Origin of the sequence: Paraburkholderia sp. A1RI_3L (genome assembly GCF_048957895.1) — a bacterium.
Taxonomy (GTDB): domain Bacteria; phylum Pseudomonadota; class Gammaproteobacteria; order Burkholderiales; family Burkholderiaceae; genus Paraburkholderia; species Paraburkholderia kururiensis.
In genome coordinates this window covers 339,669-355,192 of record NZ_JARCHA010000005.1, presented here as the reverse complement: position 1 = coordinate 355,192, position 15,524 = coordinate 339,669, and the positions used below count along the sequence as shown (strand labels likewise).

11 protein-coding genes and 2 tRNA genes are annotated in these 15,524 nt (G+C 66.4%); 7 read left to right on the top strand and 6 right to left on the bottom strand.

What is annotated here, in order from left to right; genetic code table 11:
* The first annotated feature begins 3 nt into the window (after window positions 1-3).
* Window positions 4-315 (top strand): BolA family protein, encoded by a 312-nt coding sequence (locus tag PXJ20_RS16970; protein ID WP_421029295.1) that lies wholly within the window; start codon window positions 4-6, stop codon window positions 313-315.
* Between the two features lie 37 nt (window positions 316-352).
* Window positions 353-1,132 carry a peptidylprolyl isomerase gene (locus tag PXJ20_RS16965; protein ID WP_017773879.1) on the top strand — a complete coding sequence of 260 codons (780 nt, stop codon included), beginning with the start codon at window positions 353-355 and terminating at the stop codon, window positions 1,130-1,132.
* Window positions 1,133-1,240: 108 nt separating this feature from the next.
* On the opposite strand, the gene purL is transcribed toward PXJ20_RS16965, so the two are convergent.
* Window positions 1,241-5,317, bottom strand: coding sequence for a phosphoribosylformylglycinamidine synthase (gene purL / locus PXJ20_RS16960; protein ID WP_421029296.1), 4,077 nt, complete (start codon window positions 5,315-5,317; stop codon window positions 1,241-1,243).
* A 372-nt stretch (window positions 5,318-5,689) separates the two neighbouring features.
* Here purL and PXJ20_RS16955 point away from each other — a divergent pair, with 372 nt between their 5' ends.
* From PXJ20_RS16955 to pgi, 3 genes are all read left to right on the top strand, one after another.
* Complete coding sequence (locus PXJ20_RS16955) at window positions 5,690-6,991, top strand: FAD-dependent oxidoreductase (RefSeq protein ID WP_413211870.1); 1,302 nt, start codon at window positions 5,690-5,692, stop codon at window positions 6,989-6,991.
* A gap of 39 nt (window positions 6,992-7,030) precedes the next feature.
* On the top strand, window positions 7,031-8,644 hold the full coding sequence (locus PXJ20_RS16950) for an NAD(P)H-hydrate dehydratase (protein WP_421029297.1): 1,614 nt from the start codon (window positions 7,031-7,033) through the stop codon (window positions 8,642-8,644).
* Window positions 8,645-8,962: 318 nt separating this feature from the next.
* On the top strand, window positions 8,963-10,588 hold the full coding sequence (gene pgi, locus PXJ20_RS16945; protein ID WP_421029298.1) for a glucose-6-phosphate isomerase: 1,626 nt from the start codon (window positions 8,963-8,965) through the stop codon (window positions 10,586-10,588).
* A 34-nt stretch (window positions 10,589-10,622) separates the two neighbouring features.
* Here pgi and PXJ20_RS16940 read toward each other — a convergent pair whose 3' ends face one another.
* The gene (locus PXJ20_RS16940) at window positions 10,623-11,309 is read right to left on the bottom strand and encodes an ABC transporter ATP-binding protein (protein ID WP_026121257.1); all 687 of its coding nucleotides are present in this window, start codon (window positions 11,307-11,309) and stop codon (window positions 10,623-10,625) included.
* Window positions 11,310-11,337: 28 nt separating this feature from the next.
* On the opposite strand from PXJ20_RS16940, the gene PXJ20_RS16935 reads away from it, so the two are divergent.
* Window positions 11,338-12,012 carry an arylesterase gene (locus PXJ20_RS16935; protein ID WP_421029299.1) on the top strand — a complete coding sequence of 225 codons (675 nt, stop codon included), beginning with the start codon at window positions 11,338-11,340 and terminating at the stop codon, window positions 12,010-12,012.
* A 118-nt stretch (window positions 12,013-12,130) separates the two neighbouring features.
* Window positions 12,131-12,472 carry a hypothetical protein gene (locus tag PXJ20_RS16930; protein WP_126877320.1) on the top strand — a complete coding sequence of 114 codons (342 nt, stop codon included), beginning with the start codon at window positions 12,131-12,133 and terminating at the stop codon, window positions 12,470-12,472.
* A 183-nt stretch (window positions 12,473-12,655) separates the two neighbouring features.
* Here PXJ20_RS16930 and PXJ20_RS16925 read toward each other — a convergent pair whose 3' ends face one another.
* The 4 genes from PXJ20_RS16925 to PXJ20_RS16910 form a co-directional block, all read right to left on the bottom strand.
* A complete protein-coding gene (locus PXJ20_RS16925; protein ID WP_421029300.1) occupies window positions 12,656-14,593 on the bottom strand; it encodes a SurA N-terminal domain-containing protein in 1,938 nt (645 codons plus the stop codon).
* An 88-nt stretch (window positions 14,594-14,681) separates the two neighbouring features.
* A tRNA-Asp gene (locus PXJ20_RS16920) sits at window positions 14,682-14,758 on the bottom strand.
* Between the two features lie 67 nt (window positions 14,759-14,825).
* Window positions 14,826-14,901 (bottom strand) — tRNA-Val (locus PXJ20_RS16915).
* Between the two features lie 117 nt (window positions 14,902-15,018).
* Window positions 15,019-15,333 (bottom strand): HU family DNA-binding protein, encoded by a 315-nt coding sequence (locus PXJ20_RS16910; protein ID WP_267880070.1) that lies wholly within the window; start codon window positions 15,331-15,333, stop codon window positions 15,019-15,021.
* Window positions 15,334-15,524 lie beyond the last annotated feature (191 nt).

The window sequence follows — 15,524 nt, the reverse complement described above, 5'->3', positions numbered from 1 at the left end:
GACGTGAGCGACACCTTCCTGCACGCCAGCCCCGACGAGCGCCTCGCGCTCATCCGCAGCCGCCTTTGCACAGCGCTTGCGCCCGTGGTTTCCATCAACGTTCGCGACGACAGCGCGCAGCATGCGGGCCACGCCGGCGCCTCTGCCGGCGGCCATTACAGCGTGACGATCGTGGCCGCCGCATTCGCCGGCAAGCCACGCGTGGCGCGGCATCGCATGGTGTATGATGCGCTGGCCGATGCGCTGCAGCGCGGCATTCACGCGCTCGCCATCACGGCGTACACGCCCGAAGAAGCCGGCTCGCTGCCCCGCTAGCAAGCCCACATTTCTTTGCTCCGTTAGGACTTTTCCGATGACCTTGAAGAAGACCCGTCTCTGGGTGATGCTGGCTGCGTTCGCGGCCGCGCCCGCGTTTGCACAGAACATCGCCGTCGTGAACGGCACGCCGATTCCGAAGTCGCGCGCCGACGCGCTGATCGCACAGCTTGTGCATCAAGGCCAGCAGGACACGCCGCAACTTCAGACGGCGGTGCGCGAAGAGCTGGTCAATCGCGAAATCCTCATGCAGGAAGCGGCGCGCCGCGGGCTGCCCACGCGGCCTGACATCAAGGCGCAGATCGCCGTTGCCCAGCAGACCGTCGTGCTGCGCGCGCTGATCGAAGACTTCATGAAGAACAACGCGCCCACGGACGCGGATATCAAGGCACGCTACGACAAGCTGGTTCATGAGGCGGGCGGCAAGGAATATCACCTGCACCACATCCTCGTGGACAACGAGCAGCAGGCCAAAGACCTGATCGCAAAGATCAAGGCCGGCGCGAGCTTCGAAGACCTCGCGAAGCAGTACTCGAAGGACCCGGGATCGGGCAAGAACGGCGGCGACCTCGACTGGTCGGATCCGCGCGCCTACGTGCCCGAGTTCGCCGCAGCGGCGCAGAAGCTCCAGCAAGGCCAGATGACGGATACGCCGGTGCACACGCAGTTCGGCTGGCACATCATCCGCGTGGACGGCATTCGCGACATCACCCCGCCGCCGCTCGAACAGGTGAAGACGCAGATCGTCCAGCAGATGCAGCAGGAAAAGCTTCAGGCGTTCGAGGAAAACCTGCGCAAGCAGGCGAAGATCCAGTAACGCCGAACGGAACGGCGCCGTTGCTGTTGCACAGCGGCGCGCTTCCAAAAACAATGCCGCCCTCGGGCGGCATTGTCGTTTATGGCGGCGTGCCGCCCGAAAGACCCGTCAACCGAGCCAGCGACGCGCGTTCTGGAACACGCGCATCCACGGGCTCGCTTCGCCCCAGCCCTCGGGGTGCCAGCTCATCTGCACCGTGCGATGCACGCGCTCCATGTGCGGCATCAGCACCGTGAAGCGGCCGTCCGGCGTGGTGACCGACGTGATGCCGTTCGGCGAGCCGTTCGGATTGAACGGATAGCGCTCGGTCGCCGTGCCTTGATGGTCGACGAAGCGCATGGCCACGGCCACGCGCGACGCGTCACCCTGCTGCGAGAAGTCGGCGAAACCTTCGCCGTGCGCGACCGCCACCGGAATGCGCGAACCTTCCATGCCCGCGAAGAGGAGCGACGGCGACGCCTGAACTTCGACGAACGAGAAGCGCGCTTCGAACTTCTCCGACTTGTTGCGCGTGAACTTGGGCCAGGCCTCGGCGCCCGGAATCATCGAGGCGAGGCTCGACAGCATCTGGCAGCCGTTACAGATGCCGAGCGCGAACGTGTCCTCGCGCGCGAAGAACGCGGCGAACATGTCGGCCAGTTGGGCATTGAAGCGGATCGTCTTCGCCCAGCCCTCGCCTGCGCCCAGCACGTCGCCGTACGAGAAGCCGCCGCAAGCCACGGCGCCCGTGAAGTCGGCGAGCGTCGCGCGGCCTTCCAGCAGGTCGCTCATGTGGACGTCGTGCGCGTCAAAGCCGGCACGGTCGAAGGCATAGGCCGTTTCGAGATGCGAGTTCACGCCCTGCTCGCGCAGGATCGCCACCCGCGGCCGCGCGCCCTTGCCGATGAACGGCGCAGCCACGTCTTCGGCCGGGTCGAACGTGAGGCGTGGCGTGATGCCGGGGTCGTTCGCGTCGAGCAGCGCGTCGTATTCGGCGTCGGCGCACGCGGGGTTGTCGCGCAGGCGCGAGATGCGCCAGCTTACTTCGCTCCACGCACGTTGCAGTTCGGTGCGCGGCGCGCTGTAGACCTTCTTCGCGTCGCGATAGATCTCGATGGTGTCGTGTGTGTTCGGCTTGCCGATCACATGCGAGCACGTCGAAAGACCATGCTCGCGCAGCGCGCCCAGCACCGCGTCGCGCTCCGCTGCGCGCACCTGGATTACGGCGCCCAGTTCCTCGGAGAACAGCGCGCGCAGCGTGCGGTCTTCGCGACGGCCGCTCGTCTGCTTCGCCCAGTCTTTGGCGTCGCCGTAGTCGAACTCGTGGTCCGCGTCCAGCGTCAGCATGTCCACGTTCAGCGACACGCCCACGTGCCCCGCGAACGCCATTTCGCAGACCGTGGCCCAGAGGCCGCCGTCCGAGCGGTCGTGATAGGCGAGCAACTGGTCCTTCGCGTTGAGCGACTGAATAGCGTTGAAGAAGCGCTTGAGGTCTTCGGCGTCGTCGACGTCAGGCACCGCGTCGCCGATCTGCTGCGTGACCTGCGCGAAGATGCTGCCGCCCATGCGATGCTTGCTGCGGCCGAGGTCGATGGCGATCAGCACCGAGTCCAGCGCCTCGCCGGCTTCGTCGTGGGTGCGCAGTTGCGGCGTGAGGTGGCGGCGCACGTCTTCCACGGGCGCGAAGGCCGAGATGATGAGCGAGACCGGCGCCACGACTTCCTTCGCGACCCCGTTCTCGCCCCACTTCGTGCGCATGGAAAGCGAGTCTTTGCCCACGGGAATGCCGATGCCGAGTGCCGGGCACAGCTCCATGCCGATCGCCTTCACGGTTTCGAAGAGCGCCGCGTCCTCGCCGGGCGAGCCGCACGCGGCCATCCAGTTCGCGGAGAGCTTGAGCTTGTCGAGCGACGCGATGGGCGCCGACGCGATGTTCGTAATAGCCTCGCCCACGGCCATGCGGCCCGATGCGGGCGCGTCGATGACGGCGAGCGGCGTGCGCTCGGCCATCGTCATGGCTTCGCCGTGAAAGCCGGCGTAGTCCATCGTCGTGATCGCGCAGTCGGCCACCGGCACCTGCCACGGGCCGACCATCTGGTCGCGCACGCTGGTGCCGCCCACCGTGCGGTCGCCAATCGTAATGAGGAACGACTTGCTGCCCACCGTCGGGTGGCGCAGCACGCTCGTAGCCACTTCGTCGAAGGCGACGCCCGTCACGTCCACGGGCGTCAGCGTCTTCGCCTCGCGCTTCACGTCGCGATGCATGCGCGGCAGCTTGCCGAGCAGGATGTCCATGGGCATGTCGACGGGCTGCGGTTCACCCGCGGCGGCATGCTCGGCATCGATCAGCTTCAACTGACGCTCAGCGGTCGCCACGCCGACCACGGAGAACGGGCAGCGCTCGCGCGCGCAGATCGCTTCGAACAGGGCGAGGTCGGTCGGCGCGATGGCGAGCACATAGCGCTCCTGCGCCTCGTTTGACCAGATTTCGCGCGGCGAGAGGCCGCTCTCTTCGAGCGCGACCTTGCGCAACTCGAAGCAGGCACCCTTGCCCGCGCCGTCGACCAGTTCCGGGAACGCGTTCGAGAGACCACCGGCGCCCACGTCGTGAATGCTCAGGATCGGATTGCCGTCGCCCAGCTGCCAGCACGCGTTGATGACTTCCTGCGCGCGCCGTTCGATTTCAGGATTGCCGCGCTGGACCGAGTCGAAGTCCAGTTCTGCCGTGTTGGTGCCGGTGGCCATCGAGCTGGCCGCGCCGCCGCCCATGCCGATGCGCATGCCCGGTCCGCCGATCTGGATCAGCAGCGAGCCTTCCGGCAAATCGTGCTTGTGCGTATGCCCGGACGAAATGTTGCCGATGCCGCCCGCGATCATGATGGGCTTGTGATAGCCGCGCACGGTGCCGGCCACGTTCTGCTCGTAGACGCGGAAGTAGCCGCCCAGGTTCGGCCGGCCGAATTCGTTGTTGAACGCGGCGCCGCCGAGCGGGCCGTCGATCATGATCTGCAGCGGCGACGCGATGCGGTCCGGGCGGCCATATGCGCCGTACGTGCCCTCTGCCGACGGATCGCGGTGCGCGAGCGGCTGGGCCACGTCGCGGGCGTTTTCCCAGGCCTCGCGGGCATCGGGCAACTCGAGGTTGGACACCGTGAAGCCTGTGAGACCCGCCTTGGGGCGCGCGCCGCGCCCGGTCGCGCCTTCGTCGCGGATCTCGCCGCCGGCGCCTGTGGCGGCACCCGGGAACGGCGAAATCGCCGTGGGGTGGTTGTGCGTCTCCACCTTCATCAGCGTGTGCACGAGTTCGGTGTGGCGGCCGTACTTCTCGTTCGGACCGTCCGTTGCCTTGCGCGGGAACCAGCGCTCGGCGGTGGCGCCCTCCATGATCGCGGAATTGTCCGAGTACGCGACGATCGTGCCCTGCGGATTGAGCTTTTCGGTGTTGCGGATCATCTGGAACAGCGACACGTCCTGCGGCTCGCCGTCGATAGTCCATTGCGCGTTGAAGATCTTGTGGCGGCAGTGTTCGCTGTTGGCCTGCGCGAACATCATGAGTTCGACGTCCGTGGGATTGCGTCCGAGCTTCGTGAACGCCTCCACGAGGTAATCGATCTCGTCTTCCGCCAGCGCGAGCCCCAGCTCGCCGTTCGCGGTCACGAGCGCGGCGCGCCCGTGGGCAATCACGTCGACGGTCGCGAGCGGCTTCGCGGGCAGTTCGTCGAACAGATGGCGGGCGTCGTCACGCGAGGCCACCACGCTCTCGGTCATGCGGTCATGCAGCGCGGCGGCCACCGCGGCGCGCGCCTCGTCCGTGAGCCCTTTCTTGCCGCCGAAGAGGCCGGTCTTCAGCACCACCGTGTATTCGATGCCGCGTTCGATGCGGCGCACCTGATGCAGACCGCAATGGTGGGCGATGTCCGTCGCCTTGCTGGCCCACGGCGACACGGTGCCGAAACGGGGCAGCACGAGGAAGCTTTCCTCGGCGCCACGCGCCTCGTCCGCGTCGAACGGCGCGCCGTAGTGCATGAGCGCCTCGATCTTCGCGCGGTCTTCCTCGCCGAGCGGGCTCGTCGCGTTGACGAAATGCAGGAACTGGCCGCGCACGCCGACGATGTTGGCGTCGATCCGGCCGAGCGTTTCGAGCAGGCGGGTTTGACGGAAATCGGAAAGCGCGGACGCGCCGGGGAAACACGAGAAGTGAGCCATGGACTGGACTAGACCTTGCGTCGGTGGACTGATGCGTCGCGCGAGAGGGCGACGTGAGGCGAAAGGGAGACCGCGATTATAACCCGGAAGCGCCTCTTTCCGCCCCTCGTGGGGGCCGCCCGGCTTGGCGCGACGGGGCTGTGCCGGGCGTTTTCGGGTTCCTGTGCGGCCTCGCCCCGGGCTCGTCCCCGGCCGCGCTCGCTGCCGCATGCGTGCGGCTCTTTGCACCGTTTGACTGCTATCATTGCCGGTTTCATCGGACCGGCGCGCGCTGTGCGCGCCACATGCTCCCAAAGGGCATGTCCCTACAGAGCCAGCACCGCGCGGCAAGCACAGCGCACGGCGGTGCTCCGGCCGGCAGATCGAATCATCATGAATGTCATCGTCATCGGCGGCGGGATTGTCGGCGTCGCCACCGCCTACCAGTTACGCGCCGCGGGTCACCGCGTGTGCGTCGTCGAACGCCACGCCACGGTCGCGCAGGGCGCCACGTGGGGACACAGCGGCATCGTGCTGCCCACGCCGCTCGACGTCTGGTTCGGACCGACCTTCATGTCAGGCCGCCGCGGCGTGGCAAGCGGCGTCATCAGCAAGACCGGCTTCAACGGGCCCGCGCGCGCCTTCGTACGCCGGCTCGCCGCGCTGCAGGACGCGAATGCGTTCGCCGCGCAGTACGAGCGGCTGCGCCCGCTCGTGGAATCCGCGCGCGACGCGCTTACCGATATCGAAAGTCGCTTCGGACTCGAATTCGAGCAGAGCACCGGCGTGCTGCACCTCGTGCGCGGCAGCACCGACTGGGAACTCACGCAGCCTGCACTCGACCTGCTGCGCCGCTTCGAGGTGCCGCATCACGTGCTCACGCCTGCCGAATGCGCCGAACACGAGCGCGCCGTGCCGTCCGAGCCCGCCTTTGCGGGCGGCGTGCTGTTCGAGTCCGAACGCACCGCGAACTGCCCGCTCTTCGTCAAACTGCTCAAACAGGTGCTCGACACCGAAGGCGGCGTGCAATTCCAGACCGGCCGCGAAGTCACCGCGATCCGCCTCGATAACACGCGCGCCGCAGTCGAGCTGGCGCCGCGCGAAGGCGAACCGGCACGATCGCGTGAAGTCGACGTGATTTCGGGTGACGCCGTGGTGCTCGCCGCGGGCGCGGGCAGCCTGCCGCTCGCCGCTCGCCTCGGGCTGCGCCTGCCGCTCTATCCGCTGCGGCTGCACACGCTCACCGCGCCCATCGCGCACGAAGAATGCGCGCCGCACATGACCGTGATCGACAGCGTGAAGCGCATCGTGATCGCGCCGCTCAGCCAACGCCTGCGCATTGCCGGGGGCGCGGTGCTGCAGGCGGCCGGACTTGCCGACAAGCCGTTGCCCGAAGCGCTCACCGAAGACGCGCTCGCGCTGCTCGGCGAAGCGTCGCGCGACTGGGTGCCCGGGGCGGCGAAGATTTCCGCTGCGCTGCCGTGGGAAGGGCTCAAGCTGCTCGCGTCGGACGGCCTGCCCGCTGTCGGCAATGCGCTCCACCCGCGACTGTTCGTCAACGCCGGACATGGCCCGGCCGGTTGGGGCGTGGCGCTCGGCTCTGCTAAAGTGGTTGCAGACCTCGTGTCGGGCGCAACGCCTGCCGTGCCGCCCGACACGCTCGCCGCGCTGCGGCCCGAGCGGCTGCAAGACTAGCCGACGCGCCGTGGCGGGGCTCCTCTCCGACCCGCCGCCATGACCGACGCCTCTTCGCCCGTCTCTTCGCCCGTCTCGCCTACCTCCCCCGCGCTTGTTTCCACTCAGGACCGCGCGCTGCCGCTGCTCACGGTAGCGGACCTGCGCGCCTGCGAGGCGCACGCCGAAGCCACGCTGCCCGCCCACACGCTGATGGCGCGGGCCGGCGCCGCTGCGGCGCACTGGCTGCGGGAGCACGCCGCGCATGACGGTTCCGTCGATGCGGCCCACCCGGTCTGGCTGGTCGCCGGCCCCGGCAACAACGGTGGCGATGCGCTCGTGATGGCGACGCAACTCCTGCGCGCAGGCGTCGCCGTCGAGGTCTGCATGCCGGTCGACGTGAAGCCCGAGGATGCGCGCTGGGCGCTGGCCGAAGCCCGCGCCGCGGGCGTGCCCATTTCGGTGGAGCCGCCCGCTTCGTTCGAAAACTTCGGCTGGCTGGTGGACGGCATGTTCGGCATTGGGCTCGGACGGCCGCTCGACGGCGTGTTCGCTGCCCTCGCCGGGCGTCTGGGCGAGCATGCGCGCACTCACGGGCGCGTGCTGGCGCTCGACGTGCCGAGCGGGCTCGACAGCGATACCGGCAACATCGTGGGCGGCGGCGTGGCGGTGCGCGCAACGCACACGCTCACCTTCATCGGTGCGAAGCCGGGACTCTTCATGACCGCGGGGCGTGATTGCGCGGGGGCGGTCACGGTCGCGCCCATCGGCGTCATCGGCGTCGATATGCAGACGCCCGCACTTCTCAATACGCCCGCGCTGCTCAACGCGCCCGCCCTCTTCGCATCGCATCTGCCGGCACGCGGCTTCGCCACGCACAAGGGCACGTTCGGCAGCCTCGCGGTGGTGGGCGGCGACACCGGCATGTGCGGCGCACCGGTGCTCGCGGCACGCGCCGCGCTCTACGCGGGCGCGGGGAAGGTTCACGTTGCGTTCATCGGTAGCGGCTGGCCGCCCTACGACGCGCCGCATCCCGAACTCATGCTCCATGCCGCAGACGATCTGCCGCTCGACACGATGGACGCGCTCGCCGTGGGCTGCGGCATGGGCGGCAGCGACCACGCGCGCGACGTGGTGACCCGCGCGTTGCAAACGGGCGTGCCCGCAGTGCTCGATGCCGACGCGCTGAACCTGCTTTCCCGCGACGAAGCACTGGCCGGCCAACTGGCGACACGCAAGGCGCCTGCGTCGCCCTGCGTGCTCACACCGCATCCGCTGGAAGCAGCGCGCCTGCTCGGGACCGACGCGCGCAGCGTGCAGCACGACCGGCTCGCTGCCGCACGGGCGCTCGCCTCGCGCTTCGCATCGGTTGTGGTGCTCAAAGGCAGCGGCACGGTGATTGCTGCGCCCGACGGCCGACTCGCGGTGAATCCCACGGGCAATGCCGGCCTCGCCACGGGAGGGACCGGCGACGTGTTGGGGGGCATCATCGGTGCGCTGCTCGCGCAGCGGCTGCCGGCCTGGGAAGCCGCGCTCGCCGGTGTCTATCTGCATGGTCTTGCCGCGGAACATCTCACGGCACGCGGCGACGGCCCCGCGGGGCTCACGGCGGGCGAACTCGCGCCGATGGTCCGTGCGCTGCTCAACCGGCTCTTCTATCGCGACGCGGTCTAAGCCCCTGAGCCCTGAGCATGCCGCGATCACACGACGACGCTATACTGACCCACTGCGCCGCCTTCCGCCGCCGCCCTGCTGCAATGCTTATGTGTTGCAATGCCTGATCGGCGGTCCTGTTGCCTTCGCGATGCGATGTGATCCCGCGAGTGATCGACGTGATGCGACTGCGCCCCACGTCGCTCTGTTTCGCGGCAAGCCCGTCGTTCCTCATGAGCAGCAGGTGCATGGCGCGCCGGGGCTCGTACGCCTCATCGCCGGCGGTGATTTGCGACTGCGCCGCCTTTCCCCTTCGCCCCCATCGTTAGACGAACCGTTATGACGACGCTGAAATCGCTTCCCGCCTGGTCCGCCCTGCAAACGCACTACGGGCAAATTCGCGACGCCCAACTGCGCGACTGGTTCGCGCCGCAGAACGATACCGCGCCGACCCGCGCCGAACGCTTCACGTTCACGGGCGGCGGCCTCGCCGCCGATTTTTCGAAGAACCGCATCACCGACGAAACCCTGCGCCTGCTCGTTCAGCTTGCACGCGAGACCGGTGTCGAAGCGCGTCGGGACGCGATGTTCGCGGGCGAAGTCGTGAACCCCACCGAAGGCCGCGCGGCCTTGCACACCGCGCTGCGCGCCACAGACCCCCAAACGCCCTTCCACGCCGAGGTGAAGGCCGAGCGCGCGAAGATGGCCGCGTTCGCCGACAAGGTACGCAGCGGCGCCTGGACGGGACACACGGGCAAGCGCATCCGCCACGTGGTGAACATCGGCATTGGCGGCTCGGACCTCGGTCCCAAGATGGTCGTGCACGCACTGCATCACCTCGCGACGCCCGACATCTCGACGCACTTCGTGTCCAACGTGGACGGCGCGGACCTGCATCGCGCGCTCGAAGGACTGAACCCCGAGGAAACGCTCGCCATCGTGGTGTCGAAGACGTTCACCACGCTCGAAACCATGACCAACGCGCGCTCCATGCGCGACTGGTTCGTGGCGAGCGGCTGCGCCGAGAGCGGGCTCGCGAAGCATTTCGTCGGCGTTTCGGCGAACCCGGCGGAAGTCGTGAAGTTCGGCATCGACCGCGAAAACGTATTCGAAATGTGGGATTGGGTGGGCGGACGCTATTCGCTGTGGTCGGCGGTGGGCCTCTCGATCATGATTGCCGTGGGCCCCGCGCAGTTCGACGAACTGCTCGCCGGCGCGAACGACATGGACCGGCACTTCCGCGAGGCGCCGCTCGAACGCAATCTGCCGGTGCTGCAAGCGCTCGTCGGTATCTGGTATCGCAACTTCTTCGGCTCGCAGAGCTATCTCGTTGCGCCCTACTCGGAGGCGCTGCACTACCTGCCCTCGTACCTCCAGCAACTGGAGATGGAGAGCAACGGCAAGTCGGCACGGCTCGACGGCGCGACGGTGGATTACCCGACCTCCGCCGTGACGTGGGGCGAACCCGGCACGAACGGCCAGCACGCGTTCTTCCAGATGCTGCATCAGGGCCCGACGATCGTACCCATCGACTTCATCGCCGTGCTCACGCCCGAGCATCCGCTCGCGAGCCACCATGCGAAGCTGCTCGCCAACTGCTTCGCGCAGAGCGAGGCGTTGATGCTGGGGCGCACGGTCGAGGAAGCACGCAAGATCGCCGGCCCGGACAAGCCCGAACTCGTGCCGCACATTGTGTTTCCGGGCAACCGCCCAACCACCACGCTGCTCGTCGATGCCCTGACGGCACGCTCGCTCGGCGCGCTCATCGCGCTCTACGAGCACAAGGTGCTGGTTCAGGCCACGGTGTGGAACATCAACCCGTTCGACCAATGGGGCGTGGAACTCGGCAAGATTCTCGGCAAGGTAGTCGAGGCCGATCTCACTGCCGCTGCCGGCGACGTGAAGGCACACGATTCGTCGACGTCCGCCCTGATCGCGCGGGCGCGGGCGGCGTTGAAACGCTGAACGGCAAACGAAGCGGGGAAAGGCAGAGGGCCGCTCAGACGAGACGGCCCGCTTCGATCGTCACGGTGGCGTCGCAGCGGCGCGCAAGTTCGACATCATGCGTGACCAGCACGAGCGTCGCGCCCTGTGCGCGGTTCATGTCGAACATCAGGTCGATCACGGCGTGGCCGGTTGCGGCGTCGAGGCTGCCCGTGGGCTCGTCCGCAAACAGGATGGCCGGGCGCGTGACGAACGCGCGCGCCAACGCCACGCGCTGCTGCTCGCCGCCCGAAAGCAGTTTGGGATAGTGCCCCGTGCGCTCGCGCAGGCCCACTTGCTCGAGCAGTTCCCGCGCGCGCGCCGAGGCTTCACGAGCCGACACGCCGCCTTGCAGTTCGAGCGGCAGCATGACGTTTTCAAGCGCCGTGAGGTGAGGCATCAACTGGAATGACTGGAAGACGAAACCGACCGAGCCGCTGCGCAATGCGGCGCGGCCGTCTTCGTCGAGTTCGGTGAGTTCATGACCCAGCAGCCGAACCGAGCCGGACGTGACACTGTCCAATCCGGCGAGTAATCCGAGCAACGTGGACTTGCCCGAGCCGGACGCGCCGACGATCGCCACGCTGCTGCCGGCCTCGATCGACAGATTGATGTCGTCGAGAATCGTGAGCTCGCCTGTCGCGTCCTTCACCTTCTTGCACACACCCCGCACTTCGATGACTGGATCGGTTTTCTTTTGCATGATGAAGCACAGGTTGAAAGTACGCGCCATGCGACTTGTCGCGGCACGGGGCATTGTTGCGGCTGCTGCGGCCGTTGTCACCGTGGGAGCCGCCTGCTTGCCGCAGGATGCGTCTGCCGCGAACGATCAGCCGTCCGGCAAGCCCGTCATCGTGGTGCTGGGCGACAGCCTCTCCGCCGAATACGGCCTGCCGCGCGACAGCGGCTGGGTGGCGCTGCTGCGTCAGCGCCTCGCCAGCGAGCGGCTCGATTATAACGTTGCCAATGCAAGCATCAGCGGCGACACCACCAGCGACGGCCGCTCGCGCCTGCCTGCGCTGATGCAACGGCTCAAGCCCGCCATCGTGATCGTGGAACTGGGGGCCAACGACGCCCTGCGAGGCGTACCGCTCGCGACCACGGAAGCCAACCTGCGCGCAATCGTCGAAAGCGTGCGGCGCGGCAACGCGAAAGTGGTGCTGGTCGGTATGTACGTACCGCCCAACTACGGCCCGGCCTACACGCAAAAGTTCCACAGCCTGTACGGCCAGCTCGCGCAGGACATGCGCATACCCCTGGTACCTTTCCTGCTCGCAGGGATCGAGAACAAACCGGACATGTTCCAGGCGGACCAGATCCATCCCACGCAGCAGGCACAGCCCGCGTTGCTCGACAACGTCTGGCCGACGCTCAAGCCGCTCCTGCGCAACCCCGCCACGCAGTAAGGCGCGCTTTACATCTTGTTTCCGGAAGATGCGGAACATGACCGGCAAGGGGTGATCTGACACGTTCGCTTCACCTTCAACAACCGGCTCGTTCAGAGCGCAACAGGAGGGAGATGCCGTGAAATACTTACCGCTTATCGCGCTTACGGTTGCAATATCGGCGTGCGCCACGCGTCCCGCGGGCGTGCAATCCGTTGGAGAAAGCCGGCAGCCGCCGGCCACTGTCGCGCAGTGCGTCGCCCAGAAATGGGCCGACAAGTCGCAGCAGCAGGTCACGTCGCAGGTCATGCTGGCAAACGGCCAGGCCGTCGATGTCTACGCGCCGGGCCAGCAGCCACCCAATGGCGCGGCTGCCGTGATTCGTCCGTCGTGGTCGGGCAAGGGCGGCACGTGGGCTGGTTTCCGCCCGAACGGCGCCGCGGGCAGCGACGCAACGGGCGACATCAGTGCGTGCCTGTGACTGTCGTGTTCGCTCGGGCGTTCGTTTGATCGTTCGCGTGTACCGTTGAGTTCGTCTGCAAACGACGCACGCCAAACCGGTGTGTAGAAAAACAAAGCCCCGCGAATGCGGGGCTTTGTTCTCATGTGCAGCGCCACGAACGGGCCCGCCCGATACGGTTGTTAGCGGGCGCGTGCGCTCGGCTCAGTTACTGCTCTGAGACTGGCTCGGCGAATCCGCCGAGCCATACAACTTCACCTTCGAACGGGCGCGTACAGCATCGACGTAGGCTTGCACCTGCGCTTGCCCGGACACCTGAGCGATCTGCTGCTGGGCACCTGCAAGGCGCTGAGCATCGACGGGAGCGGCAGGAACGATCGAGTTCACGCGGTAGATTGCGTAACCGTCGGCGCCAAGATCCACTCCAACGTAGGCTGGCAAGTTCTTCGCATCGGCCTTGTAAATTGCGCTCAGCGCAGCGGGCGGCACGCCCTGCGTATCGTTGCGCGACACCTTGAGGGGCGAGGAGAAACCGTCCGTCGACTTCGACTTCTGCAACGCGGCCAGCCTGGCCGTGCCGTCCTTGCGTGCAAGCTCAGCGGATTGTTCCGCGATCACCTTTTGCCGTACAGCGTCTTTCACGGCGTCGAAGGCAGGCACGGCGGCCGGCTTGTACTCCGTGACGTGGGCCGAAATGAGCGTACTGTTGCCCACGTCGATGGCCTGGGTGTTGTTGTGCGACTTCACGGAGTCGTCTGCGAACACAGCGGCCAGCAACTTCGGGTTGTTGAGCGGGCTGTCAGCCGGCAGCGCCGGGTTGGGCGTCGGGGACACGGTAGCGGTCTGCAGCGTCAGTTTGTACTTGTCCGCAGCGGGTTGCAGGCTTTTCGCCTGTTCGTACACCGTCGAGGAGAAGCCCTCCGATTCGTCCGCAAGCAGCTTCGCGGCCTGTTGGGACTTCACTTCGCTCGCGATCGCGGTTTTCACTTCATCGAACGGCTTCGTGGCGGACGGCTTGACGTCCGTGACCTTGATGATGTGATAGCCGAAGTCCGTCTGCACGACGTCGCTCACTTCGTCCTTCTTGAGGTTGAACGCTGCGTCGTCGAACGCCTGGCCGCCTGCGATCATGCCGCGCGTGAAATAGCCAAGATCGCCGCCCTTCGATGCCGAGCCCGGATCCTGCGATTCCTTCTGCGCAATCTGCGCGAACTGGTCCGGGTGCGCCTTCACTTCGGCGAGCACGGCGAGCGCCTTCTGCTTCGCCTTCTCCTTGTCGGCCGCGCTTGCATCCTTCGGCGCCGCGATCAGGATGTGGCTCGCACGTACTTCGCCTTCGGTGCGATAGCGCGCGATGTTGTCGTCGTAGTACTTCTTCAGGTCGGCATCGGAAGGCTGGACGGCCGCAGCCACCGTGGCCGGGGACAGCACGACATACTGGATCGTAGCCGTGGCGGGCGTCGCAAAGTCGTTGCGGTGTGCGTCGTAGAAGGCCTGAAGTTGCGCATCGGTAGGCTGCACTTTCGAGGCGTAGTCCCGCGCGCGGAACGCAAACCCCTGAACCTCACGCTGCTGCTCAGCGAGATCCGTGAGCTGCGTGGCGAGCGCCTTGGGTGTGAACGCAGAACTTTGAATTGCGTCGGGCAGTTGCTGAGTCGCGAGGCCATAACGGATACGTTCGTCGTACTGCTCGGGCGTCATGCCTTGCATGGCGAGCAGTTCCTTGTATCGCTCCAGGTCAATCGTGCCGTCAGGCTTCTTCAGCGACGAGATGATCGGGTCGGCCAGCAGCACGCGCCGCACTGCTTCGTCCGATGCCGTGAGATGCAGACGCTGGGTTTCATCGGCGAGCACGCGCTGCTGGATCAGTCCGTCCAGCATCTGGCGCCGGCGCTCGGGTGTATCGAACTGCTTCTGATCGAAGCGCGCGCCGAGCACCTGCCGGGCGCGATCGAGTTGCTGACGGATCGCATTGTCGTACTCGACACGCGTGATCTTGTGCCCGTTGACGCTCGCGATATTCGCGCTGTCGTCAAAAAAGCCGCGGAAACCCTGGATGCCTACGAAGCCCAGACCTGGCAGCACAACCAGGATGAGCATGAACATCATCAGCCGTTGGTGATTGCGGAAAAAATCGAGCATGCGTAGCCGTTAGCCCTAAAACAGAACGCCCGATATTACAACAGCGGGCAATAAAAAAGGCGAACCGGAGTTCGCCTTCTTGCTTGACTGGCGGAGTGGACGGGACTCGAACCCGCGACCCCCGGCGTGACAGGCCGGTATTCTAACCGACTGAACTACCACTCCTTATTGATGCCCTGCCACCTGCCTCAAGCTCGATGTACCTGAATCACGTGGCGGACCGACCGGGAACTGGTGGGTGCTGAGAGGCTCGAACTCCCGACCTACGCCTTGTAAGGGCGCCGCTCTACCAACTGAGCTAAGCACCCGTCCCTCGGTCTTGCGCCATTACCTTTCGGCTGCGACGCTTCATGACTGCCTGCCGGTTGACTGCGCGTAAGACGCGGCATTGTTTGCAGCGCCCAACTCATCAACCAACGAGCCCGCTAGTTTAGCGCATCTTTCAGAGCTTTGCCAGGCCTGAATTTCGGCACCTTGGCTGCCTTGATCTTGATCGCCGCGCCCGTACGCGGATTGCGGCCCGTGCGCGCGGTGCGCTTGCCGACGGCGAATGTGCCGAAGCCGACGAGCGTGACCGTACCACCCTTCTTCAACGTCCCCTTCACGCCAGCGATCACGGCTTCGAGCGCACGTCCCGCTGCGGCCTTCGAGATGTCAGCCTGTTGAGCGATGTGGTCGATTAATTCCGTTTTATTCATTCCAGCCCCCGAGAATGTGTTTGGGCAATTCTGAGTGCGCACGAAGCGCGGGAAATGACGGCCCCGGCAACGCGCCGGGCCCGGTCATTAGAAGAGGCCGAAACCCTTGTGTCAAGCGGGGTTGAGCCTGATCGGGCAGGCCTTCCCGGCGAACTTTCGAAGCTTTCTGGGCAATAAAAAACCCGCGGCAAAAACCGCGGGTTTCAGGACGACTGCAAGAAGAACGGCTATCG